This is a genomic window from Novosphingobium sp. BL-S-33 (assembly GCF_056857025.1).
Window position 1 is genome coordinate 862,853 of record NZ_CM166474.1, and the last position, 26,143, is coordinate 888,995.

23 protein-coding genes are annotated in these 26,143 nt (G+C 64.3%); 13 read left to right on the forward strand and 10 right to left on the reverse strand.

The window, feature by feature from the left end; all coding sequences use genetic code 11:
• Positions 1-24: 24 nt before the first annotated feature.
• The 5 genes from AC1VVM_RS04020 to AC1VVM_RS04040 all read right to left on the reverse strand — a co-directional run bounded on the left by AC1VVM_RS04020 (position 25) and on the right by AC1VVM_RS04040 (position 4,118).
• Positions 25-912 (reverse strand): bestrophin family protein, encoded by an 888-nt coding sequence (locus AC1VVM_RS04020; protein ID WP_482902844.1) that lies wholly within the window; start codon positions 910-912, stop codon positions 25-27.
• Entirely contained in the window at positions 909-1,139 is a 231-nt protein-coding gene (locus AC1VVM_RS04025; protein WP_482955903.1) for a hypothetical protein, read from the reverse strand. The genes AC1VVM_RS04020 and AC1VVM_RS04025 overlap by 4 nt, the downstream gene beginning before the upstream one ends.
• Before the next feature lie 124 nt (positions 1,140-1,263).
• On the reverse strand, positions 1,264-1,389 hold the full coding sequence (locus AC1VVM_RS04030; RefSeq protein ID WP_482902846.1) for a hypothetical protein: 126 nt from the start codon (positions 1,387-1,389) through the stop codon (positions 1,264-1,266).
• Between the two features lie 36 nt (positions 1,390-1,425).
• Positions 1,426-2,412: an agmatine deiminase family protein gene (locus AC1VVM_RS04035; RefSeq protein ID WP_482955904.1), complete on the reverse strand. Its 987-nt coding sequence runs from the start codon at positions 2,410-2,412 to the stop codon at positions 1,426-1,428.
• A complete protein-coding gene (locus tag AC1VVM_RS04040) occupies positions 2,409-4,118 on the reverse strand; it encodes a M28 family metallopeptidase (RefSeq protein WP_482955905.1) in 1,710 nt (569 codons plus the stop codon). The genes AC1VVM_RS04035 and AC1VVM_RS04040 overlap by 4 nt, the downstream gene beginning before the upstream one ends.
• Positions 4,119-4,436: 318 nt before the next feature.
• Between AC1VVM_RS04040 and glnE the strand changes: the two genes are divergently transcribed.
• From glnE to AC1VVM_RS04085, 9 genes are all read left to right on the forward strand, one after another.
• Complete coding sequence (glnE, locus tag AC1VVM_RS04045; RefSeq protein ID WP_482955906.1) at positions 4,437-7,160, forward strand: bifunctional [glutamate--ammonia ligase]-adenylyl-L-tyrosine phosphorylase/[glutamate--ammonia-ligase] adenylyltransferase; 2,724 nt, start codon at positions 4,437-4,439, stop codon at positions 7,158-7,160.
• A complete protein-coding gene (locus tag AC1VVM_RS04050) occupies positions 7,157-7,642 on the forward strand; it encodes a peroxiredoxin (protein WP_482902850.1) in 486 nt (161 codons plus the stop codon). Before glnE ends, AC1VVM_RS04050 begins: the two co-directional genes overlap by 4 nt.
• A 2-nt stretch (positions 7,643-7,644) precedes the next feature.
• On the forward strand, positions 7,645-8,436 hold the full coding sequence (locus AC1VVM_RS04055) for a ferritin-like domain-containing protein (protein ID WP_482902851.1): 792 nt from the start codon (positions 7,645-7,647) through the stop codon (positions 8,434-8,436).
• Between the two features lie 147 nt (positions 8,437-8,583).
• Complete coding sequence (locus AC1VVM_RS04060; RefSeq protein WP_243652558.1) at positions 8,584-9,288, forward strand: M23 family metallopeptidase; 705 nt, start codon at positions 8,584-8,586, stop codon at positions 9,286-9,288.
• 159 nt (positions 9,289-9,447) lie between these two features.
• On the forward strand, positions 9,448-9,681 hold the full coding sequence (locus AC1VVM_RS04065) for a ribbon-helix-helix domain-containing protein (RefSeq protein ID WP_132387700.1): 234 nt from the start codon (positions 9,448-9,450) through the stop codon (positions 9,679-9,681).
• 94 nt (positions 9,682-9,775) lie between these two features.
• The gene (locus AC1VVM_RS04070) at positions 9,776-11,137 is read left to right on the forward strand and encodes a M48 family metalloprotease (protein ID WP_482902852.1); all 1,362 of its coding nucleotides are present in this window, start codon (positions 9,776-9,778) and stop codon (positions 11,135-11,137) included.
• A 38-nt stretch (positions 11,138-11,175) separates the two neighbouring features.
• Positions 11,176-11,874, forward strand: coding sequence for a DsbA family protein (locus AC1VVM_RS04075; protein WP_482955907.1), 699 nt, complete (start codon positions 11,176-11,178; stop codon positions 11,872-11,874).
• A 168-nt stretch (positions 11,875-12,042) separates the two neighbouring features.
• A complete protein-coding gene (locus AC1VVM_RS04080; protein ID WP_132387706.1) occupies positions 12,043-13,206 on the forward strand; it encodes a sensor histidine kinase in 1,164 nt (387 codons plus the stop codon).
• A gap of 46 nt (positions 13,207-13,252) precedes the next feature.
• The gene (locus tag AC1VVM_RS04085) at positions 13,253-14,050 is read left to right on the forward strand and encodes a LytR/AlgR family response regulator transcription factor (protein WP_132387708.1); all 798 of its coding nucleotides are present in this window, start codon (positions 13,253-13,255) and stop codon (positions 14,048-14,050) included.
• A gap of 70 nt (positions 14,051-14,120) precedes the next feature.
• On the opposite strand, the gene AC1VVM_RS04090 is transcribed toward AC1VVM_RS04085, so the two are convergent.
• The gene (locus tag AC1VVM_RS04090) at positions 14,121-14,927 is read right to left on the reverse strand and encodes a 3'(2'),5'-bisphosphate nucleotidase CysQ (RefSeq protein ID WP_482955908.1); all 807 of its coding nucleotides are present in this window, start codon (positions 14,925-14,927) and stop codon (positions 14,121-14,123) included.
• Between the two features lie 206 nt (positions 14,928-15,133).
• Between AC1VVM_RS04090 and sucC the strand changes: the two genes are divergently transcribed.
• From sucC to AC1VVM_RS04110, 4 genes are all read left to right on the forward strand, one after another.
• On the forward strand, positions 15,134-16,333 hold the full coding sequence (gene sucC, locus AC1VVM_RS04095; RefSeq protein WP_132387712.1) for an ADP-forming succinate--CoA ligase subunit beta: 1,200 nt from the start codon (positions 15,134-15,136) through the stop codon (positions 16,331-16,333).
• Between the two features lie 312 nt (positions 16,334-16,645).
• Positions 16,646-17,392: an electron transfer flavoprotein subunit beta/FixA family protein gene (locus AC1VVM_RS04100; protein ID WP_395392597.1), complete on the forward strand. Its 747-nt coding sequence runs from the start codon at positions 16,646-16,648 to the stop codon at positions 17,390-17,392.
• The gene (locus tag AC1VVM_RS04105) at positions 17,392-18,321 is read left to right on the forward strand and encodes an electron transfer flavoprotein subunit alpha/FixB family protein (protein WP_482955909.1); all 930 of its coding nucleotides are present in this window, start codon (positions 17,392-17,394) and stop codon (positions 18,319-18,321) included. Before AC1VVM_RS04100 ends, AC1VVM_RS04105 begins: the two co-directional genes overlap by 1 nt.
• Positions 18,322-18,471: 150 nt before the next feature.
• Entirely contained in the window at positions 18,472-19,335 is an 864-nt protein-coding gene (locus tag AC1VVM_RS04110) for an energy transducer TonB (RefSeq protein ID WP_482955910.1), read from the forward strand.
• Between the two features lie 23 nt (positions 19,336-19,358).
• On the opposite strand, the gene AC1VVM_RS04115 is transcribed toward AC1VVM_RS04110, so the two are convergent.
• The 4 genes from AC1VVM_RS04115 to AC1VVM_RS04130 form a co-directional block, all read right to left on the reverse strand.
• Complete coding sequence (locus tag AC1VVM_RS04115; RefSeq protein WP_482902857.1) at positions 19,359-19,919, reverse strand: GNAT family N-acetyltransferase; 561 nt, start codon at positions 19,917-19,919, stop codon at positions 19,359-19,361.
• Entirely contained in the window at positions 19,916-21,136 is a 1,221-nt protein-coding gene (locus tag AC1VVM_RS04120) for a DUF445 domain-containing protein (RefSeq protein ID WP_482902858.1), read from the reverse strand. Before AC1VVM_RS04120 ends, AC1VVM_RS04115 begins: the two co-directional genes overlap by 4 nt.
• A gap of 96 nt (positions 21,137-21,232) precedes the next feature.
• Entirely contained in the window at positions 21,233-24,697 is a 3,465-nt protein-coding gene (locus AC1VVM_RS04125) for an efflux RND transporter permease subunit (RefSeq protein ID WP_482955911.1), read from the reverse strand.
• A 13-nt stretch (positions 24,698-24,710) separates the two neighbouring features.
• Positions 24,711-25,913 (reverse strand): efflux RND transporter periplasmic adaptor subunit, encoded by a 1,203-nt coding sequence (locus AC1VVM_RS04130; protein WP_482902860.1) that lies wholly within the window; start codon positions 25,911-25,913, stop codon positions 24,711-24,713.
• Between the last annotated feature and the right edge of the window lie 230 nt (positions 25,914-26,143).

Below are 26,143 nucleotides of genomic sequence, written 5' to 3' on the forward strand. Positions count from 1 at the left end.
CTCCCACGCCTCGCCGTCAACCGGTCACCACAGCACACCGTGCGGATCGGGGGTTATCGCAGGCGGCGGCGCCTCGCCAATCGACTGGAGGAGGTCGATCTCGATCGTGCGGCACATCGCGTTGAGCGGCAGGTCGTGCACGGTATTGGCGAAGGGATCGACCAGATCGTCACCGATGGCTAGCACCGACAGGAACATGAGACCGGCAAGCGTGGAGCCGAGCGGCGTCGCGAACCCCAGCGGTTCGACCAGCGTGATGGGCAGAAGCACGCAGAAGATATGCGTGAACAGCGTCGGGAAGAACCGGTACTGGTTGGGCAGCGGCGTGTTCTTGAGCCGCTCCATGCCCCCTTGCGCATTGGCGATATCGACGAGCACGCGCTCCATCTGCGCCTGCTGGATAGTGTCGATCCAGCCGGCGCGGCGGGCCTCGTCAATGCGGCGACCGGTGCCGTCGAGAATGCCGTTGGCCACGTTTACGCGCGCCAATGCAAGGTCGGCCTCGCCCTGCGGAAGCAGGCGGATCACTTCGCCATCGGGCGTCTGGCGGCGCAACTGGCAGCGCAGCGCGTTGACGTAGGCGATCTGGCGCAGGACGATCCGGCGCTTCATCTCGGCCGCGTCGGGATCGGGCATGAAGTTGCGGGCCGCGCGCGAGAGGTTGCGGCTGGCATTGATCATCAGCCCCCACAGGCCCCGCCCCTCCCACCAGCGCTGATAGGCAGAATTGCTCCGGAAACCGAGAAACAGCGCGAGCGCGGAGCCGAACAGGGTGATCGGCAATTCGGGGGCGTGAAACGGGAACATGAACCACGCGACAGTCACGATCACGTCCCAGACGAACAGGACCGTAAGCGGTTTCCAGATCTCGCGGACAAGCTGGACGGGATGCAGCGAGGGAGTGACGATCATGGTGCTGCGGACGCCTCCGGGGTCTGGCCCGGGTGATCGGCCGCCGCGTGCGAGAGCGAGACCGAGGTGCCCGTGGCGGGCTTCAAGGAAAACCACTCCGCCCGGTCGATGGCAATCAGGAATCCCAGCACGCCCAAACCGAAGAACAACAACAGCATGTTCGAGCGCATCGCCTGACGAAGGCGCTCGCGGTCTTTGGCGGAGGTGTGGGTGGTGTGGGGGCGCATCGGGAAGTCTCCTTGCGATCAGGGGGAGACTTCAAACTGGGGGCTGCCCGTTAACGGCGTACGGTCTGTTCGTGATAAAGTTTTGCTGCAATGCAGCATGACGGCTCTTTATCGCGAGGCCGACTCAAAAAGGCAGGGCGGTCTTGGCCAGAATCAGCGCGAGCGCGCAGCCGCTCACCACCGCCATGCGCAGCCATTCGGCCTGCGGGATGGCGGCAGCGTTTTGCGTAAGGGTCAGTACACGAGCCATGCCCCGCAGACTGCGCTTCGAGGCGTTGCGAATCCGTTAAGCGATCCGCGACGGCATCTGCTGGCTGGAGCAGTGGAAGGAACCACCACCGGCCAGCACGGCATCGGCCATGACGCCCACGGTATCGCGATCGGGGAACAGTTCCGCGATGGCGGCAATGCCGTCTGCGTCGTGCTCGGTGCCGTAGATCGGCACGACTACCAGCTTGGAAGTGATCGCAAAGTTCATGTAGCTGGCCGGCTCGATCCGGCCGTCCGATTCTACCCGGCCCGGTGAGGGCACTTCACGCACGGTCACACCCATCGCCTCGGCCCGGGCCTTGGCATCGGCGTAGATAGCGGCGTTGGGATCGTTCGGACCGGTCGCGCGCGGCAGGGCCAGCACATTGGGCGCCACGAAGCGCGCAAGGTTGTCGACATGGCCGTCGGTGTGATCGTTGATCAGGCCGTCACCCAGCCACAGCACGCGGTCGTAGCCCAGATCGCGCTTCAGAAGCATTTCCAGATCGCCGCGCGTCAGGTGCGGGTTGCGGTTGGGGTTGAGCAGGCACTGCTCGGTGGTGGCTACCAGCCCGGTGCCATCGCCGTCCAGCGCGCCGCCTTCCAGAATCCAGTCCGAGGTTTCCACCTCCAGCCCGGCATCGTGCGCCAGTTCGGCGCCGATTTCCTGGTCCCCATCCATCAGGTACTTGCCGCCCCAGCCGTTGAAGCCGAAACGCATGGCCTTGAGCGCACCCGAGCCATCGGCAACCACCAATGGCCCGGTATCGCGCAGCCAGACGTCGCCGTAGCGCCGCACTTCCAGCTTCACCTTCGACGAGACGAGCGAGGCCGCGCGCGCACGGTTGGCCTCGTCCCGCACGATCAGGCGCACTTCCTGCCCCGATTCGGCCACGGCCGAGGCGAACTCGGCCATCTGCACCTGGGCGGCATCCAGGAAGCCCGGCCATTCGACCGGGTCATGCGGGAAGCCGATCCAGATCCAGTCCTGCGGATGCCATTCGGGGGGAAGGGCGAAAGTCACTTGTGGCAGCCTCCTTGAGCCGCCGCGCAAGCCTTGTCGCGGATCGCGCGGAATTCGTCGGTTTCGTGCCAGTTCGGCCAGAAGTCCGAATCGGCGAGCGTGCGGCCGAGCCGATAGTAGAGCCCCGCCGTCTGGGCAATGCCGTCCCAGTTCCAGCTTTCCGAGTATTCGTCCTTGGGCCCGTGATAGCGGTTCGAGTTGTAATCCTCGCTCGCCGCGTCGCCTGCCGCCTTGCCGCCCTCAACCCAGTCGGTGCTGGCAGCCAGATCGAACATCGGCACGCCGCGCTTCGCCATCGAGAAGTGGTCGGAACGGTAGTAGTAGCCGCGCTCGGTATGTTCCTCGGGCACTTCGGTCAGGCCCTCGTCCGCCAGTTCATCGCGGAAGATCGAGGTGAGGGCGGACTTGTCGCCACCCGTCATCGCATAGGATCGCGTGCGGCTACCCGGCAGCAGCGCATCCATGTTGACGCCGCCCACGGTGTGGTCGAGCGGGTAGATCGGGTTGGCAGCGTAGTATTCCGAACCGAGCAGGCCCGACTCCTCCAAGGTCACCGCCACGAAGACCTGACTGCGCGCGGCGGGGCCGGCCTTGGCATTGGCCTCAGCAATCGCGGCCAGCGCGGCGACGCCGGTGGCATTGTCCACCGCGCCATTGCAGATGCCGTCGCCGGTCTTGTCCGGCGTGCAGTGGCCAAGGTGGTCCCAGTGGGCCGAATAGAGCACGTATTCATCCGGACGCACCTTGCCCGGCAACACGCCGACGACGTTGTGCGAGGTGGAGCGGCGGATCGCATTGTCGAAGCCCAGGTTGACCTTCAGGCCCAGCGGCACCGGCTTGAAGCCCTTCTGCTTGGCAGCGGCCGACAGCGCGGCAAGGTCCTTGCCCGAAGCCTTCAGGATCGATTCGGCGACCGACTTCTGAATCCAGCCGTTGGCGGCGGTCTGGTCCATGTCGTCGTTGGGAGTCGCCACGCGGTACTGCGCGCCGGTCCAGCTGGAATTGACGACGTTCCAGCCATAGGCGGCGGGGAAGGTGTCATGCACGATCAGCGCGGCGGTCGCGCCCTGACGTGCGGCTTCCTCGAACTTGTAGGTCCAGCGGCCGTAATAGGTCATACGGCGCCCCTTGAAGGGGCCTTCCTCGGTGGCGGCGTCATAGTCGGCATCGTTGACGAGGATGACCGCGGTCTTCCCGTGCATGTCGATCCCGGCATAGTCGTTCCAGCCCAGTTCCGGCGCATTGATGCCGTAGCCGACGAAGACCAGTTCGCTGTCCTTCACCTGCGTCTTGGGCGTCACGCGGTAGCTGGCGGCTACATAGTCGTCGCCGAACTTGAACGAGAGCGGGGTCTTCGCCCCGGTCACCGTCAGCGCGGAATGGTTGCTGCCGGTGATCTCCACGGTCGGCACGTCCTGCAGCCACTGGCCCTTGTTGCCGGGCTGGAGGCCTGCCTTCTTGAAGGAAGCGATGATGGTGTCGAGCACCTTGGGTTCCGCGCTCGTGCTGGGCGCGCGGCCTTCGAAATCGTCGGAGGACAGCGTCTTCACCAGCGTCTTCATGTTGTCGACCGACAGCTGCGGTGCCGGTTCGGTGGTCATCGCCGGGGGCGGCAGGGCCTTGCCCTTGGGCAGCTGGGGGGCGGCGATGGCGGCCGTGCCAAGGCACAGGGCAACAGAGGCAAGCAGGGCAGCGGTGCGTTTCATTGTCTGGGCGATCCTGTTTGGGGCTCCGGTTCTCCGGGCCTCCGGTACTTTTGGATGACCGGCGTCGTGCCAGAGGCAGGCGGCGGGCACAAGGCGGAGCCGACGCACGGCATCTTCGACACTCCTCCAAAGTACCTTCCTTCGTCATTGCGAGCGCAGCGAAGCAATCCAGGAGCGGTTTGTGCGGCACTGGATTGCTTCGCTGCGCTCGCAATGACGAGAAACGAGTGATCGGCATGCGCGGATCGGCACGACCCACGTCCTTCAAAACAACCGACACGCTTGCCCTCACGCTCCCGCTTGGGCAGGAACCCCGGCATGGATGCCGAACTGCAAGCCGACTGGACCGGCGCGATCGAACGTGCGCGTGCCCACGCCCCCTACCTCGCCTCGCTGCTGGACCGGCATCCGGACCTCGCCGCGCTGCTGGCACAAGGCAAGGGCGAGGAAGCGCTGGCGTTCGCTCGCAATGTCGGCAGCGGCATCGACGATGTCGGAATCGCCCTGCGCCGCGAGAAGCAGGCATTGGCTCTCGCCCTCGGCATCGGCGACCTTGCCGGGGCCTTTCCGTTGCTCCGCGTCACCGGCGAGCTTTCCGCACTGGCCGACCGTGCGCTCGATGGCGCTATTGCTGAGGGTATCCGCCGCCGCGTGCCCGATGCGGAACCCGCAGGCTTCCTCGCCCTCGCGCTCGGCAAACATGGTGCGGGCGAACTCAACTACAGTTCGGACATCGATCCGATCCTGCTGTTCGATCCCGAACTGCTCCCCCGCCGGGAGCGGGACGAGCCGGGCGAGGCCGCCCAGCGCGTGGCCCGCGCGGTGGTGGAAACGCTCGGCAAAGTCACCGATCACGGTTACGTCTTCCGCATCGATTTACGCCTGCGCCCGGCGTCCGAAGTCAGCCCGCTGGCGATTTCGATCAACGGGGCGCTGACTCATTATGAATCGTCCGCGCTGGCGTGGGAACGCGCCGCCTTCATCCGCGCCCGCGCCTGTTCGGGCGACATTGCCGCAGGCGAGGCCTTCCTCGCCGCAATCCGCCCCTTCGTCTGGCGCAAGAGCCTGGACTTCGGCGCGATCGCTGAGATCGGCCGCCTCACCGCACAGATCCGCGCCAATACGCGCGGCAGCGCCACGGTCGGCCCCGGCTTCGACCTGAAGAAAGGACGCGGCGGCATTCGTGAGGTGGAGTTTTACGCCCAGACCCACCAGCTGATCCACGGCGGACGCAACCCCGCGCTGCGCCTGCGCGGCACCCGCGCCACGCTGGACGCACTGGCCGAAGCCGGGTTGGTGCCGGCCGAGGATGCGCGCCTGCTGGGTGAAAGCTATGATCGCCTGCGCACCATCGAACACCGCCTGCAGATGCTGCAGGACCAGCAGACCCACGCCCTGCCGATGCGCCCCGAAGCGCTGGAGGCCGTGGCCCGGCTCGACGGCCTTCCCGATGGCGAAACCCTGCTGAACGAACTGCGCGAGATCACCGATGCCGTGGGCGAACGCTATGACGCGCTGGTCATGGCCAACACCCCGCTCGGTCCGACTACGCAAGTCGCCATGCCCGCGCAGGACGACTTGCGTGACGAACTGGCCGGCCTTGGCCTTGCCGATGCCGAGACGATGGCCCACCGCGTCGAAGGCTGGCTCTCCGGCGGGATGCGGGCGCTGCGTTCGGACGCGGCCCGCGCCGCCTTTGCCAGCGTACGCGCCGATCTGTTCGCCGCACTGGCCGCCGCGCCGGAGCCGGAGCGCGCCTTCGCCCGCTTCGAAAAGCTGCTGAACAACCTGCCCTCCGCCATCAACCTGTTCCGCCTGCTGGAAGCCCGTCCCGCGCTGCTGGAACGGCTCGCGCGGATCCTCAGCCTTGCGCCCACTCTGGCCGACGCGCTTGCCCGGCGTGCCGATCTGCTGGACCCGCTGATCGATGCCAGTGCCTTCGACCTGCCCGGATCGGTGGTGGAGCTGGTCGCCGAATTCACCCAGTTCGAGCCGGGTGCCGACTACGAACAGAAGCTGGGCACCGTCCGCCGCAAGGTGGGCGATCGCCGCTTCGCCCTTGGCGTGCAACTGATCGAGGGCGCCAACGATCCGTTGGACATCGGCCACGCCCTCGCCCGGATTGCCGAGGCCGCGCTGGTGGTGCTGACCGATGCCGCACTGGAGGAATTCCGCGCCGTCCACGGCATGGTGCCGGGCAGCGAACTGGTCGTGCTCGGCCTTGGCCGCATGGGCGGCGGCGTGCTCACCCATGCTTCCGACCTCGATCTGATCTACCTGTTCACCGGCGATTTCGCGGGCGAATCGGATGGCCGGCGGCCGCTGGGGGCAACGCTCTATTACAACCGCGTCTCGCAGCGGGTGACCGCCGCACTGTCGGTGCCGACGGCCGAAGGCGCGCTCTACGAAGTCGACACACGCCTGCGTCCCTCGGGCGAACAGGGCCCGCCCGCCGCCAGCCTCGACAGCTTCGCGCGCTATCAGCAGGAGCAGGCTTGGACTTGGGAGCACATGGCGCTCTGCCGCGCCCGTCCGCTCTACGGCTCGGCCGAGGCGCGCGCCGACCTCGGCGAGGTGATTCACGGCGTGCTCGCCGCCCCCCGCGATGGGGACAAGCTTCGCGCGGACGTGTTGGAAATGCGCGCCAAGATGGCCGGGCACAAACCCGCCAAGGGCCCGCTGGACGTGAAGCTGATGCGTGGCGGACTGGTGGACCTCGAATTCCTTGTCCACTTCACCCAGTTGCGCAGCGGGCTCGGCCTCGATCCCGATCTGGGCGCGGCGCTGCAAATGCTGGTAGCGGACGGACTGCTGCCGGCCACGCTGGTAGAATCGCATGACGTCATGACGCGTCTGCTGGTGGCCGGCCGCCTCTTTGCGCCCGATACCCAGGTGCCTGGCAAGCCCTCCTGCATGGCGCTGCAGCGCGCCTGCGGCTATGGCGCATGGCAAGATCTTGAATCCGCCCTCGCCCGGGCCCGCGCGCATGTCGCCGCGAGCTGGAGCGAGACTTTCGGCGAAACACTGGAGATGAACCCATGAGCAGCACCATTTCCGGGCGCCCCGCCGCCGGCGACCCGTTCCCCGATATCGCGCTGGAAACGCCCGAGGGCGGCAGCGTGAAGGCTTCGGATTTTGCGGGCCGGAAGCTGGTCGTGTATTTCTATCCCAAGGACAACACCCCCGGCTGCACCACCGAGAATCTCGATTTCTCGGCCCTGAAGGCTGAGTTCGATGCGGCCGGCGTCGCCCTGCTGGGCGTTAGCAAGGATTCGGCGAAGAAGCACCAGAACTTCATCGCCAAGCATGACCTGAAGGCCCCGCTCGCCAGCGATGCCGAGGAAGGCGGGCTGTCCGAGGTGCTCGGCATCTGGACCGAAAAGCAGAACTATGGCCGCACCTACATGGGCATGGTCCGCACCACCTACCTGATCGGCCCCGACGGCAAGATCGCCCGCGTGTGGGACAAGGTGAAGGTCAAGGACCACGCCGCGCAGGTGCTGGAGGCCGCAAAGGCACTCTGATCATGCAGTCCGTTGCCGCAGCCATCCGCGAGGTGCTGCTCGAATCCGATCCCCGTGCCAAAGTCATGGTCACACGCAAGGTGGCGCGCGACTGGCGACAGGGACGGCTCGCTTATGCCTTCGATGTCGAAATGCCCGAGAAACCGGGCCGCCCGGCAGAGCCCGAACTGCTGCCGCCTAATCGCATGCCCAAGCGCGGCAAGGGCGGTTCGGAGCGCGGCCGATTGGCGCTCTGGCATGCGCTGGCGCACATCGAATTCGTCGCCATCGACCTCGCGCTCGACATGGCGGGGCGATTCGGTGGGCAAATGAACCCGGGATTCGTCAGCGATTTCCTCTCGGTCGCTGCCGACGAAGCGCTGCACTTCGCGTTGCTGGATCGGCACTTGCGCACGCAGGGGAGCCATTACGGCGCCCTCCCTGCGCACAGCGGGCTGTGGGATGCCGCGCATGAGACTCGACATGATGTCGCTGCGCGCCTGGCGGTTGTGCCGATGGTGCTGGAAGCGCGCGGTCTGGACGTGACGCCGGCTACTTTGGAGCGAGTGCGTAGCCTTGGCGACGAGCGGGGCGCGCGCATTCTCGAAAGAATCCTTGACGATGAAATTCGCCATGTCCGTTTCGGCTCAACACATTTCGCCGCATGCGCCGAAGCGATGAACGGTGAACCGGCGGAACTTTGGAAAACCCTGGTTTCCCGCCATTTTCGTGGGGCTGTTAAGCCACCGTTCAACGACTCAGCGCGCCTCGCTGCCGGTTTATCGCGGGATTTCTACCTTGGGGTTGTCTGTTAGGAACTGATCGGCATAACTCCACTTCGCGAGACGGCGGGGGGTTCCGACCATCTCAAAACTTAGGGTTCGCGGCACGCCGAAGGCGTGCCCGTCGATAACGACAACGTCGTGTCCTTGCGGATTGCGGCGGATAACAAGGTATTGCGAGTGGTCGTAACCAAACTCATTGCCAAGTTCCGCACGGTGACGGCTACTGTCGCCATCGCGGGTCTTTCGATGGCAGCTCACCCCGCCCTGGCCAACAGCGCCGCAGCCGCCGCCGACATCTCGGCCCCGCTGCGCGCCGCTCAGGCCGCCAATCAATCCGCCAGCGGCGGTGAGGACGAACAGTTCCGCACCCTCTTCAGCTCCTGGCAGAATTACGAGGAAACCGGCCTCGCCGCGGCCAAGGCCAAGCCGGCGATCCCCGGTACCGCCCGCCTTTCCGGCGTCAACATCCCCTCGCGCACCCCGCTTGAAGGCCTTCGCCTGACCAGCAGCTTCGGTATGCGCGAACACCCGATTCTCGGCGGTCGCCGCGCACACAAGGGCATCGACCTTGCCGCGCCCGTCGGCACCCCGATCTACGCAACCGCTGACGGTGTCGTCGGCAAGGCATCCTGGTTCGGTGGCTACGGCCTGTTCGTCGAACTGGAGCACGGCGGCGATCTCGAAACCCGCTATGGCCACATGTCGCGTCTCAACGTTGCCGAGGGCCAGATGGTCCACAAGGGCGACGTGATCGGCTACGTCGGCACCACCGGCAACTCGACCGGTCCGCACCTCCACTATGAAGTGCGCATCGACGGTGAGGCCGTGAACCCGCTCCCCTACCTGCAGGGCGATCAGGTCGCGGTGGCTGACAAGAACTGACACGAGTTTCAAACCGGTCAGGAACCGCGGCAAAGACGGTCCGGCCATGATGGTTTGGAGAGGAGGGAAGAGGCGGCTTTAGAGCCGCCTTTTCTTTTGCCGGCTCGCTCCATGAGGATTGGGGTTCGACTTGAAGCGGACGGGCGTTAGTTTGCGCCTATGACCTCGCCGTATCATCCTCCGGTCAAACGCTCGGTCGAGATCGCCGGGCACAAGACCTCGATCAGCCTCGAACCGGTGTTCTGGGACATGCTCAAGGCCGCCGCCGTGGACGCGGGCGTGCCGGTCAACGCGCTTGTCGCGCGGATCGATGCGGAACGGCTGGAGGCGGACGTGCCGCCCGGTCTCGCCGGGGCCATCCGGGTCTGGCTGGCGACCACTCGAAAGGCTTGATCGCTATCTTTTTCCCGGCTTGCCAGCCCTGCGCCGCGCGCTAGGCTATCGGCACTTCAGCCCCGGTTCAGCGCGAAAGGTTCCAACAGCGCCTATGTCGTTCGCGCGTATCGCCGCATTGGTCCTGACATTCCTGGCGCTGTTCGGCTGGTCCGCCTCGCCGGCTGTGGCGCAGTCGATCCTGCGCGACGCCGAGACAGAGGCGCTGCTCAAGGACATGGCGCGGCCGCTGATCGTGGCTGCCGGGCTCGATCCCACGCATGTCGACATCGTTCTGGTGAACGACTCCTCGGTCAATGCCTTCGTCGTTGGCGGGCAGGCGGTCTACGTGAACTCCGGCCTCATCAACGAGGCTGATACCGCCGCGCAAGTGCAGGGCGTGATCGCGCACGAGCTTGGCCACGTCACGGGCGGCCACGCCGTTCTGAATCAGGGCGAGAAGTCTGCCACCAGCATTTCGCTGCTCTCGCTGCTGCTCGGCGCGGCGGCGGCGGCGGCCGGCGGCGGCGAGGCGGCGATGGGTGTGATCATGGCGGGCCAGCAGGCGGCCATGGGCAATTTCCTCGCTTATACCCGTGCGCAGGAAGCTACGGCCGACGCGGCGGGCGCGAAGTTTCTCTCGGAGGCCGGGATCAGCGGGCGCGGTTCGCTGGAATTCTTCCAGAAGCTTCAGAACCTTGAATTCCGCTACGGCTATCGCCCGCAGGACGGGGACGAGTTCTACTCCACCCACCCGTTGACCGGCGACCGTATCCAGACCCTTCAGGACACTTACGAAAAGGACCCGGCTTGGTCGAAGCCGGACGATCCCCAGATCCAGGCCCGTTTCGTGCGCATGAAGGCCAAGCTGTTCGGCTATCTGGCCGAGCCGCGCGATGTTTTCCGCGTCTACCCGCAAACCGACAATTCGGTGCCCGCGCACTATGCCCGCGCCTATGCGTGGCACCGTCAGTCGGAGATGGACCGCGCCACCGCCGAGACCGACGCACTACTGATGGTGGATCCCAATGATCCCTATTTCCTGGAACTCAAGGGCCAGATCCTGCTCGAATCGGGCCAGCCGAACGATGCGCTCGTACCCTTGCGCAAGGCGACCGAACTGACCGCCTACCAGCCGTTGATTGCTACACTGTTCGGCCACGCGCTGATCGCGACCGAAGACCCGCAGCATTTCAAGGAAGCCGAGACAGTGCTCAGGAACGCCGCCGCGCGGGACCGGGAGAATCCCTTTACCTGGTACCAGCTCGGAACGATCTACGCGGCCAATGGCGACATACCGCGCGCAAGGCTCGCTAGCGCCGAGCAGCAATCACTGTCCAACCAGATGGATGCCGCGCTGATGAATGCGCAGGCTGCCGAAGCGGGCCTGCCGAGTGGCTCGCCTGACTGGCTGCGGGCACAGGACATCGAAATGGAAGCGCGCGCGGCGCTGGAACGCAACAAGAAGCGCCGCTAGAGCGAAGCTTCGAGACGAATACGGGAACGACGAAAACCATGGGACTTGGCACGAAGATCGCAGCGACGGCCGTGGGCCTCGCTCTTGTAGGCACCGGCGTCTGGTTTGGCGGGCCGGTGCTCGCTGGCCGCGTGATTCACAACTATCTCGTCACCAACCCCGAAGTGCTCAACGAGGCGATGGACGCGCTTCAGGCCAAGCAGGCCAAGGCGCAACTCGCGGGCGTGCGGCAGAGTGTGGAGACGCCCTTCCCCGGCGCCGTGCTCGGCAATCCCAATGGCGCCATCACGCTTGTCGAATTCACCGACTATGCCTGCGGCTATTGCCGCCGCAGCTTGCCCGATGTGGCGCAGCTTATTGCCAAGCACCCGGACTTGCGCATCGTCGTGCGCGAACTGCCGATCATCAGTCCGCACAGCCCCGAAGCCGCGCGCATGGCGCTCGCTGCCGCCGAACAGGGCAAATTCGCGCCGTTCCGCGAAGCCATGTTCGCGTCCGGGCAAGTCGATCCGCAAGCCATCGATGTGGCGGCGAAAGCGGCCGGGCTCGACATGGAACGTGCCCACAAGGTTGCCGCCAGCCCGGTCGTCGAACAGGAACTCCAGCGCAATATGGCCGTCGCTGGAAGGCTTGGCTTCAGCGGCACGCCCAGCTGGGTCGCGGGTGACCGCCTGATCTCGGGCGCGGTCGGCTTCGATCAGCTATCGCAGGCGGTTGCGGACGCACGTGGGGGATAGCGGGAGGGAGCACGGCTCCCTGTCCCTTCCCCTCATGAGCGCTTTTGCCGGGCCGATGTCTTTGTTCCGGAGTAGAAAATCGGCCGCACCTCCACTACCGTTACCCGCTGGACCTCAGATCGGGGCCCCGGGTTTCCGCTTCGCGCGGTTTTCGTCTAGATAGCCATCATGCGCGTTCTGCCGATCCAGCCGATCCCCTTCTTCGCCGACAAGGACAAGGCCTTCTGGCGCCTCCAGTTTGCGGGCTGGGGCGGCGCGATGCTACTGCGCACGATGTCGGCGATCGCCAACGACCAGCCGTTGTCGAACCTTGTGCTGGTGCTGATCGCGACGATCACCGGGTTCTCGATCTCGCTGGTGCTTTCGGTTGTCTACCGCGTGCTGATCACCAAGCGGCCGCTGGTGACCTGGGGCATGACCGCGCTGATCCTGCCGATCGCGGTGGCGCTCCATGCCTTCATCGACGCCTGGGTGATCTCGCTCTACCGGGCCGACAGCGACACCAGCTTCACCCAGCTGTTCATCGGCGTGTTCTACTATGACGCGACGCTGCTGGGCGCATGGTCGGCGCTCTATTACGCGATCAACTTCTACCTTCAGGTGGAAGAGCAGAACGACCAGCTGATCCGGCTGGAGAACCAGGCAACGCAGGCGCAGCTGGCCATGCTGCGCTATCAGCTCAATCCGCACTTTCTGTTCAACACGCTGAACTCGATCTCGACTCTGGTGCTGCTCAAGCAGACCGAGCCGGCCAATGCCATGCTCAGCCGCCTCTCCTCGTTCCTGCGCTACACGCTGATCAACAAGCCCTCGGCACGGGTCACGGTGGCGACCGAGGTGGAGACGCTCAAGCTCTATCTCGACATCGAGCGGATGCGTTTCGAGGAACGGCTGCGCACCACATTCACTATCGATCCGGCGACGGAGACCTGCCTGCTGCCCTCGCTCCTGCTTCAGCCGCTGGTGGAAAATGCCATCAAATATGCGGTCAGCCAGCAGGAGGCCGGGGCCGATATTGCCATCGCCACGCAACTCGTCGGGCCGATGCTTCGCATCACCGTCTCGGACACCGGACCGGGCTTGCAAAGTCCGACTACCGACAACAGGTTGTCGGGCATGACCTACGATGGAGGGGAGCCGGTATCCACCGGTGTCGGCCTTTCGAACATCCGCGACCGCCTCAGCCAGGCCTACGGCGAGCAGCACCGTTTCGAAACGGTGGAGCCCGTTGAAGGCGGCTTTGCCGTGCTGATCGAGCTGCCCGCGGACCATCAGCCCACTCCCGAGGACATGGAAGAACTTCAGCGGCAACCCGTTCCCGTCGGACGATGAAACAAATTTGGCCCCCGCGCGTTTGCCGGGCCGGAGTACGTGACACATGACCATTCGCACTATCCTCGTCGATGACGAGAAACTGGCGATCCAGGGCCTCCAGCTTCGACTGGAAAAATATCCTGACGTCGAAATCATCGATACTTGTTCCAACGGGCGCGAGGCGATCCGGAAGATCAAGACAGAGAAGCCCGATCTGGTCTTCCTCGACATCCAGATGCCCGGGTTCGACGGGTTCTCGGTGGTCAAGGGCGTGATGGAAATCGAACCGCCGCTGTTCGTGTTCGTCACCGCCTATCAGGAGCACGCTGTGCGTGCGTTCGAGGCCAATGCCGTCAATTACCTGATGAAGCCGGTGGACGAGGCCAAGCTGGACGATACGCTGGCCCGCGTGCGCCAGCGCATTTCCGAAAAGCGTTCGGCGGACGAGGCGGAAAAGCTCAAGACGGTGCTTGCCGAAGTCGCGCCCGACGCAGTGGACGCGATGCCGGAAGAGAGCGATCCCAACGCGGATCGCTACGAAAAGCTCATCAACATCAAGGATCGCGGTCAGATCTTCCGGATCGACGTCGATTCGATCGAACATATCGAGGCCGCCGGCGACTATATGTGCATCCGCACCGCCGACAACTCGCTGATCCTGCGCGAGACGATGAAGGATCTTGAGCGCCGGCTCGATCCGCGCGTGTTCCAGCGCGTGCACCGCTCGACCATCGTCAACCTCAATCAGGTTCGCCAGGTCAAGCCGCATACCAACGGCGAATGCTTCCTCGTGCTCGATTCGGGCGCCCAGGTGAAGGTGAGTCGCTCTTACCGCGACGTGATCGCGCGCTTCGTGCACTGATGCGGGTTCCGCTCAGGCCAACAGCCTGGGCCTGAGCGGATCACACTATTCCCGGACAATCAGAGCGCGCTCAGTCCCTCGGCACTACCGAAAACCGCGCGGCGCGTTCCGCCAGCCGGTCGACCGCTGCCGAATGAATCGCGCTCGACGTGCAGAGCACCCCGAAAGCGCGCGGATCGTGCTTGTTGTAATTGAGCGGCTTGCCGAAAGCGTCGGTCACTTCCGCGCCGGCTTCGCGCGCGATCAAACCCGCAGCGGCGATGTCCCATTCGTAGCCCCAGCGCAGGGTGGCGAGAATGTCGGCGTCATTGGCGGCAACCATGGCCATGCGCAGCGCGATCGAGTTGGGCTGGTCCACCAGCACCAGATCGGCATCCTCGGCAGCGAGCTTCTTGGCCGGAACGCGCGCGCCCGGCAGCGCCTCGCGGTGGCTGGCCTGAAGGCGCCGGCCATTGCGCCATGATCCCTTGCCTGCCTCGGCATGCCAGAATTCGCCGCCCTCTTCCCGCTTGCGGGCGGGCGCGAAGAGATAGCCCAGCAGCGGACGGCGGGTATTGACGAGCGCGACCGAAATCGCCCAGCCGGGCCGCCCGGCGATAAAATCGCGCGTCCCGTCGATGGGATCGACCAGCCAGACCAATTCGTGGGCCTTGCGATGGTGCGAGTCGGCAGTTTCCTCGGAGAGCCAGCCGGCCGAAGGCAGCAGCGCGGAAAGTTCGCGGCGGAGGAAAGCGTCGACTTCGAGGTCCAGCGTGCAGACCGGGCTGCCGGGAACTTTTTCCCAATGTTCAAGGGCATGGCCGTCTCCCGGCCATCCGGCCAAGGCAATCCGTCCTGCCTCGCGGACGATAGCTTCGAGTCTGTCGCGGTCGATCATGCGCGGGCCTTGGGGCGTTGTCTGGTCGGAAACGGCGGGCGACCCGCACGCCGGTGCGCGTCTTGTGCACGCCATTGCGCGAGGGAACGGGACTTTTCAAGCGCGCAGGGATGTGCTTATGCGGCCGGGATCAAGTTCGGGGCCTCCCTCCGCGCTTTTGGACCACATCCTTTCCTCGGACACTCCAGCAGAAAGCGATTTCAGCGATGAACATTCACGAATACCAGGCGAAGGAACTGCTTGCGAAGTACGGCGTCGGCATTCCCGCCGGCATCCCCGCCCTCACTGTCGAGGAAGCGGTTGCCGCCGCAAAGCAGCTCCCCGGACCGCTCTATGTCGTGAAGGCCCAGATCCACGCCGGCGGGCGCGGCAAGGGCAAGTTCAAGGAACTCGCTGCCGACGCCAAGGGCGGCGTGCGTCTCGCCAAGTCGGTTGAGGAAGTAGAAGCTTTCGCCAAGGAAATGCTCGGCAACACGCTCGTCACCGTGCAGACCGGTGAAGCTGGCAAGCAGGTGAACCGCCTCTACGTGACCGACGGCGTCGACATTGCCGCCGAATACTACCTTTCGATGGTCGTGGACCGCGCTTCCAGCCGCGTCGCCATGATCGTGTCGACCGAAGGTGGCATGGACATCGAGGATGTTGCCCACAACACCCCCGAGAAGATCACCACCGTAACCATCGACACCGCTGCCGGCTTCCAGCCGCACCACGGCCGTGCCGTTGCTTTCGCTCTGAACCTTTCGGGCGACCTCAACAAGCAGGCGCAGAAGATCTCGAAGCAGCTCTATGAGGCCTTCGTGGCGCTCGACTGCGACATGCTCGAAATCAACCCGCTCGTCGAAACCAAGGACGGCCAGCTGCTCGTCCTCGACACCAAGATGAGCTTCGACTCGAACGCGCTGTACCGTCACCCCGACGTGCAGGCCCTGCGCGACGAGACCGAAGAAGATCCGGCGGAAGTCGAAGCTTCGAAGTACGACCTGGCCTACATCAAGCTCGATGGCGACATCGGCTGCATGGTCAACGGTGCCGGTCTCGCCATGGCGACGATGGACATCATCAAGCTCAACGGCAAGTTCCCGGCCAACTTCCTCGACGTAGGCGGCGGCGCCAACAAGGAGAAGGTGACCGCGGCGTTCAAGATCATCCTCTCGGACCCGGCCGTTAAGGGCATCCTCGTCAACATCTTCGGCGGCATCATGAAGTGCGACGTCATCGCCGAGGGCATCGTTGCCGCGGCGAAGGAAGTGAACCTCTCAGTTCCGCTCGTCGTCCGCCTCGAAGGCACCAACGTCCAGCAGGGCAAGGACATCCTGGCCAATTCGGGCCTGCCGATCGTCCCCGCCAACGACCTGGGCGACGCCGCCAAGAAGATCGTGGCCGAAGTCGAGAACGCGGCCTGATCACGCTGAGGCGATAGCCCCGGATCGAACAAGGAATACGGCGAGGGTCACAAGCCCTCGCCGTTTCCGTTTCTGCCCCGGCGGTTTTCGTCTGGCCGTTTCACTGTTCTGTCCTCATTTCTGCCCGAAGTTTCTGCCGTGGCGATGCGCAATCCCGCAGAATTGCGTTATGGAGCGATCGATCCCGATCGCGCCCCCACTCGGCGCGGGAGCCGCTTGACGTATACGTTAAGTGGCGGCAATGGGGAACTTGAACGAATTTAATCGCGCGGCTAAACCGTCGCCGCAGTCTAAGAGAGAGGACCCGATCGCATGAAGATCCTCGTCCCCGTTAAGCGGGTGATCGATTACAACGTGAAGCCGCGCGTAAAGGCGGACGGCACGGGCGTTGACCTGGCCAACGTCAAGATGAGCATGAATCCGTTCGACGAGATCGCGGTCGAAGAAGCTATCCGCATCAAGGAAGCGGGCAAGGCTGAAGAGATCGTGGCCGTCTCGGTCGGCCCGGCCAAGGCGCAGGATACGCTGCGCACTGCACTCGCCATGGGTGCAGATCGTGCGATCCTCATCGAGACCGATGCAGAGGTTGAGCCGCTGGCCGTCGCCAAGATCCTCAAGGCGATCGTTGCCGAAGAGAATCCGGGCCTCGTGATCCTCGGCAAGCAGGCGATCGACGACGATTCGAACCAGACCGGCCAGATGCTCGCAGCCCTCACCGGCCGCCCGCAGGGCACGTTTGCCAGCAAGGTCGAGATCGACGGTGATCACGTTGCCGTGACCCGTGAAGTCGATGGCGGTCTGGAGACCGTGAAGCTTTCGCTGCCCGCGATCGTCACCACCGACCTGCGCCTCAACGAGCCGCGCTACGCTTCGCTGCCCAACATCATGAAGGCGAAGAAGAAGCAGCTCGATGTGAAGACCGCCGCCGATTACGGCGTCGACATCGCTCCGCGCCTCAAGACCCTCAAGGTCTCAGAGCCGCCCGTGCGTGTCGCAGGCGTCAAGGTTGCCGACGTCGATGCGCTGGTAGCCAAGCTCAAGGAACTGGGAGTCGCCTAATGAAGACGCTCGTTTGGGTCGAACACGACAACGCGTCGGTCAAGGACGCAACGCTCCACACCGTCACCGCCGCCGCCAAGCTGGGTGAAGTTCACCTGCTGGTCGCAGGTGCTGGCTGCCGTGCCGCTGCCGAGGCGGCCGCGAAGATCGCCGGCGTCGCCAAGGTCCACGTGGCCGACAACGCCGCCTACGAACACGCGCTGGCCGAAAACGTCGCGCCGCTGATCGTGGAACTGATGGGCCACCATGACGCATTCCTGGCGCCCGCCACCACTACCGGCAAGAACGTCGCCCCGCGCGTTGCCGCTCTGCTCGACGTGATGCAGCTGTCGGACATCCTCTCGGTCGAGGGCGAGAAGACCTTCACCCGTCCGATCTACGCCGGCAACGCCATCGCCACCGTCGAATCGAGTGATGCCAAGCTGGTGATCACCGTACGCGGCACCGCCTTTGAAAAGGCTGCTGCCGAGGGCGGTTCGGCCGTGATCGAAGACGTCGCAGGTGCCGGTGACGCGGGCCTTTCGAGCTTCGTTGGTGCCGAACTCGCGAAGTCGGAACGTCCGGAACTGACCAGCGCCAAGGTGATCGTCTCGGGCGGCCGCGCGCTGAAGGATTCGGAGACCTTCGAACAGTACATCATGCCGCTCGCCGACAAGCTCGGCGCTGCCGTCGGCGCTTCGCGCGCTGCGGTGGACGCGGGCTATGTGCCGAACGACTATCAAGTCGGCCAGACCGGCAAGATCGTGGCTCCCGAAGTCTACATCGCCGTCGGCATCTCGGGCGCGATCCAACACCTTGCGGGTATGAAGGACTCCAAGACCATCATCGCCATCAACAAGGACGAGGACGCCCCGATCTTCCAGGTCGCCGACGTCGGTCTGGTGGCGGATCTGTTCAGCGCTGTGCCAGAGCTTACCGGCAAGCTCTGAACGGCGTTAAAGCCTTGAAACAGCGAAACCCCGGTCGGAAACGGCCGGGGTTTTCCTTTATAATCATATCGATGGGACTTGCTCCGGCACTTGTTTGATGCGCGGTTTCAGGTCACTCATCCAAGCGACTGGGGACCGGGGGGCCAAGGCATGGCAATGCGCAAAAAAATGCGGATAGTGGTGGAAATTGCGACTGCAATGGCAATTAATGCATCGCCAGCGAGTGCCGCTGAACCACAGATTTTCACACCTACAAGCGGGTGGGCGATTGATTACGCCGCGAAAAGCTGTGTCCTTGCGCGAACTTTCAGGAGGGGCACCGAGATCATCGGCTTCCGCTTCGAAGTGGTCTCTCCTGACGCTTTGGGGACGCTGACGTTGATAGGAAATCCATTTGCCAGCATTTCCTACGGCAGCGACTTCCAATTTCGGGTTGGGAGCGCCCAGCCAAGTCCCGCCCAAAACGGATGGATGCTCATCCACGTCCCCTCTGGCGGCGGCAAAGCGATCCCGGGCGTATTGATCCGCTACGCCAAGCTAGGCGACCAGGATCGCCTCTCCGATGGCGCGAGCACGCAAACATCCACATCAATGACGTTCCAATGGGACCAGCAAACGCTGGAAGCAGAAGTCGGCCGGATGGACACGGTTTTAGAAGCCCTGACCAAATGCACCGACGATCTGGTCCGGAAATGGGGCTATGATCCTGCCGTACAACACGCGCTGAGCCAGAAACCCAGAATTAACGGGAATCCAGGGAATTGGATCCGCTACCCGGAGACGGCAAGAAACGTCAGCAATCAGACCAAGCTGAAAGTGCGCGTGGATATCGACGAAACGGGTGAACCGATCAAGTGCGAGCCTCTCGATGCCGATGAAGTTCCCGATCTTGCGACTAGTACCTGCACGCAATTGTTGAAGTACGCGCATTTTCACCCCGCCCTTGATAAGGACGGCAGTCCGGTTCGCTCTTATTTCGTCGTATCAAGCGTGCTGCCGTGGCCGAGTCATTGACGATAAAACAAGAGGGGGTTCCCTTAGGTCGTCGTATTTGAGCTTATCCGCTCGAACAGATTGACGGCGGCGCCGCGCCCATCTTCAGGCTCGTGCCGGCCGTAGCGCATGAAGCCCAGTCTTGCCGCAACGCGTTCCGACGCGATGTTGCCTTCCTCGATCATGCAGGCAATGCGTTTCGGGCCATGGGTCTCATCGAACCACGCGATCACCGTGTGCATCACTTCCTGCGCCAGGCCCTCCCCCCAGCAGTCCTTGCGCACGATCCAGCCGGCCTCGGGCGTATCGTCCATGCCCTTGCCGAAGCCGCGCCAGCTATGGAACACGCCGCAGTTGGCCAGCAGATCTGCCTCGCCCGGGCGGCGCACGTAGAGACTGCCGTAACCATAGAGTGCCCAGCTTCCGGCATTCCGGCCGAGGCGGTTGAACTGCTCCATCGGATCGGGGCTGGCGGGGCCGAGGAATCGGCGCATGTCCTCGTCCGCGATCAGGCGGCAGAGGCCGTCCAGATCGCCGGCCGCAGGCTTCCACAGCTCGAAGCGTTTGGTCTTGAGGAACGGACGATTTTCTTCCCCGGCACTCACAGCAGTTGGTCCACCACGTGGATGCAGAGACCGAACAGGCCGCCGACCAGCGTACCGTTGATGCGAATGAACTGGAGATCGCGCCCCACCGCGCCTTCGATGCGATCGGTGACAGTTCGGGCATCCCAGCGTTTCACGGTTTCCGATACCAGCCGCACGATCTCACTCCCATAGCGGGACGCGACCCCGACCAGCGTACGGCGCGCGAACCGGTTGACCATGTATTGCAACTTGCGATCGTCGCCAAGTGCCTGACCAAGCTGGGAAAGACTCTCCCCCAGCGCGCCCGAGAGTGCCTTGTCGGGGTTGCGAATGGCCTTCAGCAGACCGGCGCGGGCGCGTTCCCACATGCCGTCGATCCACGCGGCCATGGCCGGATTCTCCAGCAAGTCGGTCTTGATCCGCTCGACCCGTGCCTGCATTTCGGGATTGTGCCGCAGGTCCTGCGCGAGCTTGGCCAGAGCCTCGTCGACTTTGGCGCGTAGTGGATGGTCGGGCTGGACGATCACTTCGGCGAGCAGGCGGTAGGCGCCGTCCAGCACGCCGTTGGCCAGCCGCTCATCAAGGCCGGTCCAGCGCATGATGGAGTTGGCGCGCTGGTGAATCATCTCGCGGATCATCGGCTCGTTGGCTTCGATGGCCTCGCCGATCTTGCGCAGCAGGCTTTCCATCACCGGCAGATGGCGCCCTTCGGCAATCGCGCTTTCCAGCATCTGGCCGAGCAGTGGAGCGGCGTCGATCTTCTCGATCTGGCGGCGGAGGCCGGCCTTGACCATGCCGCCCATCTCTTCGGGATCGAGCGATTCCAGCACATCGCCGATCAGTTGCGCGGCGCCGGCGCGGATGCGGGACTGCTCGTCGCGGCGGGGATCGCTGAGGAAGGAGCCGAGGCTGGCGGCAATGTTGAAGCCGTTGAGGCGGCGCGCGACGACTTGCGGCGTGAGGAAGTTGTCGCGCAGGAAATTCGCCATCGTATCGGCAATGCGGTCCTTGTTCACCGGAATGATCGCGGTGTGAGGGATTGGCAGGCCGAGCGGATGTCGGAACAGCGCGGTCACCGCGAACCAGTCGGCCAGGCCGCCGACCATTGCCGCTTCGGTGAAGGATATCGCATAGCTGAGCGGGACGCCCCAATCGGGATGGAGCGCGGAGAGACGCTTCAACACGATGAAGGCTGCCGCCATGAACAGCAGCAGCCCCGTCGCGAACATCCGCATACGCCTTGCCCTGTCGGGCCTTAGCAGGTCTTCCCTTGCCACTTTGATGCTACGCATGGGCAGCGGCAAGGTTCCTCCTAAGAGATTGGCACGGCATCATTCTGCGGCGACCGGCTGGGGCAGCGGCTCGGGCCCGGCCTGATGCCCATGGCCAGGCGCATGGCCGCCGTGTTCATGGAGATGATGCGATTCAATCGTCAGCAACTTGCGCCGCAGCCACGGACCGAGGCGCTTTTCGAAGCCGTCGGCAAGGCTGAAGGCGGCCGGTACGATCACCAGCGTCAGCATCGTCGAAAGCAGCAGGCCGCCGATCACGGTGATACCCATGGGCGCGCGCCAGGCCGCGTCGCCCGAGAGCGAGAGTGCGGTCGGCACCATGCCTGCCGTCATCGCGACCGTGGTCATGACGATCGGCTGGGCGCGCTTGTGCCCGGCGTCCATGATCGCGGTGAGCTTGTCGACGCCCTTCTCCATCTCCTCGATCGCGAAGTCGATCAGCAGGATCGAGTTCTTGGCAACGATGCCGAGCAGCATCAGGATGCCGATGTAGACGGGCATCGAGACCGGCTGTCCCACCACCACCAGCGCCAACAGGCCGCCGAGCGGCGCGAGGAGCAGCGAGGCCATGTTGACCAGCGGTGAAACGAAGCGGCGATAGAGCAGCACCAGCACCGCGAAGACCAGGAAGATACCGCTGATCACTGCAACGACGAAGCTCTGCACCATCTCCGCTTGCCACTTGTCATCGCCTACCGGTGCGTTCGAAACGCCCGTCGGCAGGTTCTTCATGATCGGCAGCTTCTGGATCTGCTCCATGATCGGGCCCTTGACCTGACCCGCGCCAAGGTCGGCGCCGACGAAGATGCGGCGCGACTGGTTGTAGCGCTGGATCTGCGTGGGGCCGGCGCCGAAGCGGATTTCGGCCACGCGTTTCAGCGGAACCGAGCCGCCGCTGGCGGTAGTGACCGGCAGGTTCTCGATCGTCGAGAAGTCCCGGCGCGAAGTGCGGGCAAGGATCACGCGGATCGGCACCTGACGGTCGCTCAGCGAGAACTTGGCGGCGTTCTGGTCGATCTCGCCCAGCGTGGCGATGCGGATCGTCTGGCTGAGCGCGGCGGTGGTGACGCCGAGCTGCGCGGCCAGATCGACGCGTGGCACGATCACCAGTTCCGGACGCTGCATGTCTGCCGCAATACGCGGTGCGACGACGCCGGGAATCTTGCGCATCTGGTCAGCCAGCGTTTGCGCGGTCTTCCTGAGCACTTCCGAATCGCTGCCCGAGAGCATGACCGAGATGTCGCGGCCGCTGCCGGTGCCGCCAGACTGGGTGGCGAACGTCACGCGGGCATCGGGTATGTCCTGAAGCTGCGGAGCGAGCCGCCGTTCGAACGCGATACTGGTGGTGTCGCGTTCCTTGGCGGGTTTGAGCGCCAGATAGAGCGAGGCCTTGCCCTCACGCGTGGCTTCCAGCACGCGTTCGACTTCGGGCTGCTTTTCGATCAACGCCGTCACCTGATCCGCCACGGCACCGGTCTGTTCGATGGTGGTGCCGGGCACCATTTCGATGTTGACCTGGCTTGTGTCGTTGTTGGTGTTCGGCTGGAACTGGGAGGGCAGGCCCGCCAGCAGAGCAAACGTCACGACCAGCGCGTACATCCCCGCGCAGAACGCGAAGAAACGGTGATCGTGCATGCGTGCGATGATGCGGTCGGTGAAGTAGCGATACCAGGTGCCGAAATTGCCGACGGTCCGCGCCAGGATGCGCAGGATCCAGCCGAGGACGAAGATGCCGACAGGAACGCCGAGCGGCGCCACGGCTGCGGCCAGCACGAGCGCGGCCTTATCGAGCCCGATCTTCTCGAACCCCATTTTGGCGCCCATGAAGATCAGTACAGCCAAGCCAATTCCCGCCGCTGCCAGCACCAGCAGCGCGACGGAGACCAAGGGATAGTACCACCAGCGGCTCTCGGCTTTGACAAGCAAGGCCTTCAGACGGTGCGCCTCCGTGCTGTCGAGCGTCCAGGCGAGCACCTTCATGTAAAGGTCCATCGCCTTGCCGCCGCCGTGTTCCGCGTGGCCGTGGGCCTTGAGGAAGTAGGCCGCGACCATCGGCGTGATGAGACGCGCCACGGCAAGGCTCATCAGCACTGCGGCGACGACGGTCAGGCCGAATGCCTTGAAGAACTGGCCCGAAATGCCCGGCATCATGCCGACGGGCAGGAACACCGCGACGATCGAGAATGTGGTGGCGACGACTGCGAGGCCGATTTCGTCCGCCGCGTCGATCGAGGCCTGATAGGCCGATTTGCCCATGCGCATATGGCGCACGATATTCTCGATCTCGACGATGGCGTCATCGACCAGCACGCCCGCCACAAGGCTCAGCGCCAGCAGCGAGAGGAAGTTCAGCGTGAAGCCGAGCATTTCCATGAACCAGAAGGTCGGGATCGCCGAAAGCGGGATCGCGATCGCGGAGATCAGCGTCGCGCGCCAGTCGCGCAGGAACAGATAGACGATGACGATGGCCAGCACGGCGCCTTCCACCAGCGCTTCCATCGAACTGGTGTACTGTCCCTTGGTGTAGTCAACGTCGGAGAACAGGCGGGTGATGTGGACGTTGGGGTTTTCCTTGCGGATCTTGTCCAGCACCGTCATCGCCGAATCGTAGACCGCGACGTCCGAAGCGCCGAGCGCGCGCTGGAAACCGAAAGTCACGACCTCGCGGCCATGGAGCTTGGCGATGCGGGTGCGTTCCGAATAGCCGTCATAGACATGGGCGATGTCGGACAGCTTGACCTGCCGTCCGCCGCCCAGATTGATGCGCGTCTGCGAGAGGTCGTAGGCCGTCTCGGCATTGCCGAGCACGCGCACAGACTGGCGCGAGCCGGCGATTTCGGCCTGACCGCCCGCCGCGTCGGTATTGACCTGGCGCAGCACGTTGTTGACCGCACTGGCGCTCACGCCCATCGCGATCATCCGTTCGGGATCGACGACCACGCGGATTTCGCGGTCGACACCGCCGTTGCGCTCGACCGAGGCCATGCCGTCGATTGCGAGGAGCTGCTTGGAAATGGTGTCGTCGACGAACCAGCTCAGCTGCTCGATCGTCATGTCATCGGCGCTGACCGCGAAGTAGCCGAGCGAATCACCGCCCGCTTCAACCTTGATGACTTGTGGTTCGAGAATACCTTCGGGCAGATCGCTGCGGATCTGGTCGACCGCGTTCTTTACCTGATTAGTGGCAACATCCGGATTGGTGCCGATCGAGAACAGCACGAACGTGGAGGAATTGCCTTCCGATGCGGTCGACTGGATCTCCTCGACGCCGGGCACCGAACGTGCGGCCGCCTCGATCTTCTGGGTAATTTGCGTCTCGATTTCCGTTGGCGCCGCGCCCGGCTGCGAGACCGAGACGTGGACCCCCGGAAATTCGATGTCCGGCATGTTGTTGACGTCCATGCGCATGAACGCGACGACGCCGGCGACCATCACGCCGATGAAGAAGACGATCGGTATGATCGGATTGCGGATCGACCATGCCGAGATGTTGCGAAGGCTCATCGCGGGCGTCCGATCAATCGGGTTTGGCGACAGTGACAAGCCGCGGCTTGACGGTGTCGCCATCGTTGAGGAACCCGCCGGCGCGCAGCACGATCTTCTCGTTGCCTTGCAGGCCCGACTTCACGACGATGCCCTGCGCGGTGACGAGACCGGTCTGCACCGCGCGGCGGTGAACTTTGTTCTTGCTGTCGACGACGTAGACGAACGGGCCCTTGTCATCGTTCTGGATCGCGGATTCGGGCAGGACCGGTGCATCGACCGTACCGCTGCCGATCGTGGTGCTGGCAAAGCCGCCCGGACGCAGTACCGGATTGTAGGCGAGCAGGATGCGCGCGACGCCCTGACGATTGGTCGGGTCGATTACCGGCGAAACCTGCCAGACATGGCCGATGAACGTCTGGTTCGAGCCGACAGGAGTCACGCGGGCTTCGGAACCGACGCCGATGCGGGCAAGATCGTCCTCGCTGAGCTGGGCGAGCAGTTCCATCTCGCCATCCTTGGCCAGCCGGAACAGCACGGCGCTGCCGCCGCCGACGACCTGCCCCTGTTCGACATTGCGTTCGAGGACGAGGCCCGCCGCCGGGGCAAGAATGTTCAGTCGGGCAGCCTGTGCCTGAAGCTGGCCGAGCTGCGCGCGCGCCACTTTGACCTGCGCCATGGCGGCATCGCGCGTTGCGGTCAGCCGGTCGATATCGGCAGCGGAGATGAAGCCCCGGTCGACCAGCTTGAGCGCGCGGTCCAGATTGGCCTGCGCCAGCCGGGCGTCGGCCTGCGAAACCGAAATTTGCGCGGACTGGCTGGCCTGTTGCTGGTTCTGCACCGAACGGTCGACCACGGCGAGAACCTGGCCCTGCGACACCCATGCGCCCGGTTCGACCAGAACGGAGCGGACCTGCCCGCCCTCACCCACTGAACCGACGGGCATGTCGCGGCGCGCCGCCAGCGTGCCGGTGGCGGAAATCGTGCCCTGCACCGAAGTACGGCCCGGCACCACGACCGTTACCGCCGGGGTCTGGACATCGGAGTCCTTCGACTTGTCGCCCTGGCCGCTGCTGTGGACGAAAAACCAGATGCCCACCACGGCCACGGCGGCAGCGACGATCATCCAAATCCACTTGTGCGACCGGCGCTCCTGATCAACGTCACCCTCCAGCGGGCTGCCGGAAATGGCCACGTGCTCGTTCCCCTTGGCGTCAATTCTGCTGTCGTAGTTCATGATCACCGCAAATCCTGCGATAGGCCCCCTCACCACGATCCGGACCCACCCAGCGGTGTGGCCCGGACCATGCCGCCGAATGCAACGCGGACACACGGCCACACGCCACCGTTTCGGCGGAAAAAAACATACGAAACGCCATATACCTGCGGCAGATCGGTGGCAATCGACTGTCGGCCTGTAGCTAACCGTGATCGACCAGCGTCGAGGATGGCTTTTTCGCCAAGCCA

Excerpts from the sequence above, each read along its gene's own strand:
- AC1VVM_RS04020 (WP_482902844.1), bottom strand. The coding sequence starts at position 912 with ATGATCGTCACTCCCTCGCTGCATCCCGTCCAGCTTGTCCGCGAGATC.
- AC1VVM_RS04025 (WP_482955903.1), bottom strand. The coding sequence starts at position 1,139 with ATGCGCCCCCACACCACCCACACCTCCGCCAAAGACCGCGAGCGCCTT.
- AC1VVM_RS04030 (WP_482902846.1), bottom strand. The coding sequence starts at position 1,389 with ATGGCTCGTGTACTGACCCTTACGCAAAACGCTGCCGCCATCCCGCAG.
- AC1VVM_RS04040 (WP_482955905.1), bottom strand. The coding sequence starts at position 4,118 with ATGAAACGCACCGCTGCCCTGCTTGCCTCTGTTGCCCTGTGCCTTGGC.
- glnE (WP_482955906.1), top strand. The coding sequence starts at position 4,437 with ATGGATGCCGAACTGCAAGCCGACTGGACCGGCGCGATCGAACGTGCG.
- AC1VVM_RS04050 (WP_482902850.1), top strand. The coding sequence starts at position 7,157 with ATGAGCAGCACCATTTCCGGGCGCCCCGCCGCCGGCGACCCGTTCCCC.
- AC1VVM_RS04055 (WP_482902851.1), top strand. The coding sequence starts at position 7,645 with ATGCAGTCCGTTGCCGCAGCCATCCGCGAGGTGCTGCTCGAATCCGAT.
- AC1VVM_RS04065 (WP_132387700.1), top strand. The coding sequence starts at position 9,448 with ATGACCTCGCCGTATCATCCTCCGGTCAAACGCTCGGTCGAGATCGCC.
- AC1VVM_RS04070 (WP_482902852.1), top strand. The coding sequence starts at position 9,776 with ATGTCGTTCGCGCGTATCGCCGCATTGGTCCTGACATTCCTGGCGCTG.
- AC1VVM_RS04075 (WP_482955907.1), top strand. The coding sequence starts at position 11,176 with ATGGGACTTGGCACGAAGATCGCAGCGACGGCCGTGGGCCTCGCTCTT.
- AC1VVM_RS04080 (WP_132387706.1), top strand. The coding sequence starts at position 12,043 with ATGCGCGTTCTGCCGATCCAGCCGATCCCCTTCTTCGCCGACAAGGAC.
- AC1VVM_RS04085 (WP_132387708.1), top strand. The coding sequence starts at position 13,253 with ATGACCATTCGCACTATCCTCGTCGATGACGAGAAACTGGCGATCCAG.
- AC1VVM_RS04090 (WP_482955908.1), bottom strand. The coding sequence starts at position 14,927 with ATGATCGACCGCGACAGACTCGAAGCTATCGTCCGCGAGGCAGGACGG.
- sucC (WP_132387712.1), top strand. The coding sequence starts at position 15,134 with ATGAACATTCACGAATACCAGGCGAAGGAACTGCTTGCGAAGTACGGC.
- AC1VVM_RS04100 (WP_395392597.1), top strand. The coding sequence starts at position 16,646 with ATGAAGATCCTCGTCCCCGTTAAGCGGGTGATCGATTACAACGTGAAG.
- AC1VVM_RS04105 (WP_482955909.1), top strand. The coding sequence starts at position 17,392 with ATGAAGACGCTCGTTTGGGTCGAACACGACAACGCGTCGGTCAAGGAC.
- AC1VVM_RS04110 (WP_482955910.1), top strand. The coding sequence starts at position 18,472 with ATGGCAATGCGCAAAAAAATGCGGATAGTGGTGGAAATTGCGACTGCA.
- AC1VVM_RS04120 (WP_482902858.1), bottom strand. The coding sequence starts at position 21,136 with ATGCGGATGTTCGCGACGGGGCTGCTGCTGTTCATGGCGGCAGCCTTC.
- AC1VVM_RS04125 (WP_482955911.1), bottom strand. The coding sequence starts at position 24,697 with ATGAGCCTTCGCAACATCTCGGCATGGTCGATCCGCAATCCGATCATA.
- AC1VVM_RS04130 (WP_482902860.1), bottom strand. The coding sequence starts at position 25,913 with ATGAACTACGACAGCAGAATTGACGCCAAGGGGAACGAGCACGTGGCC.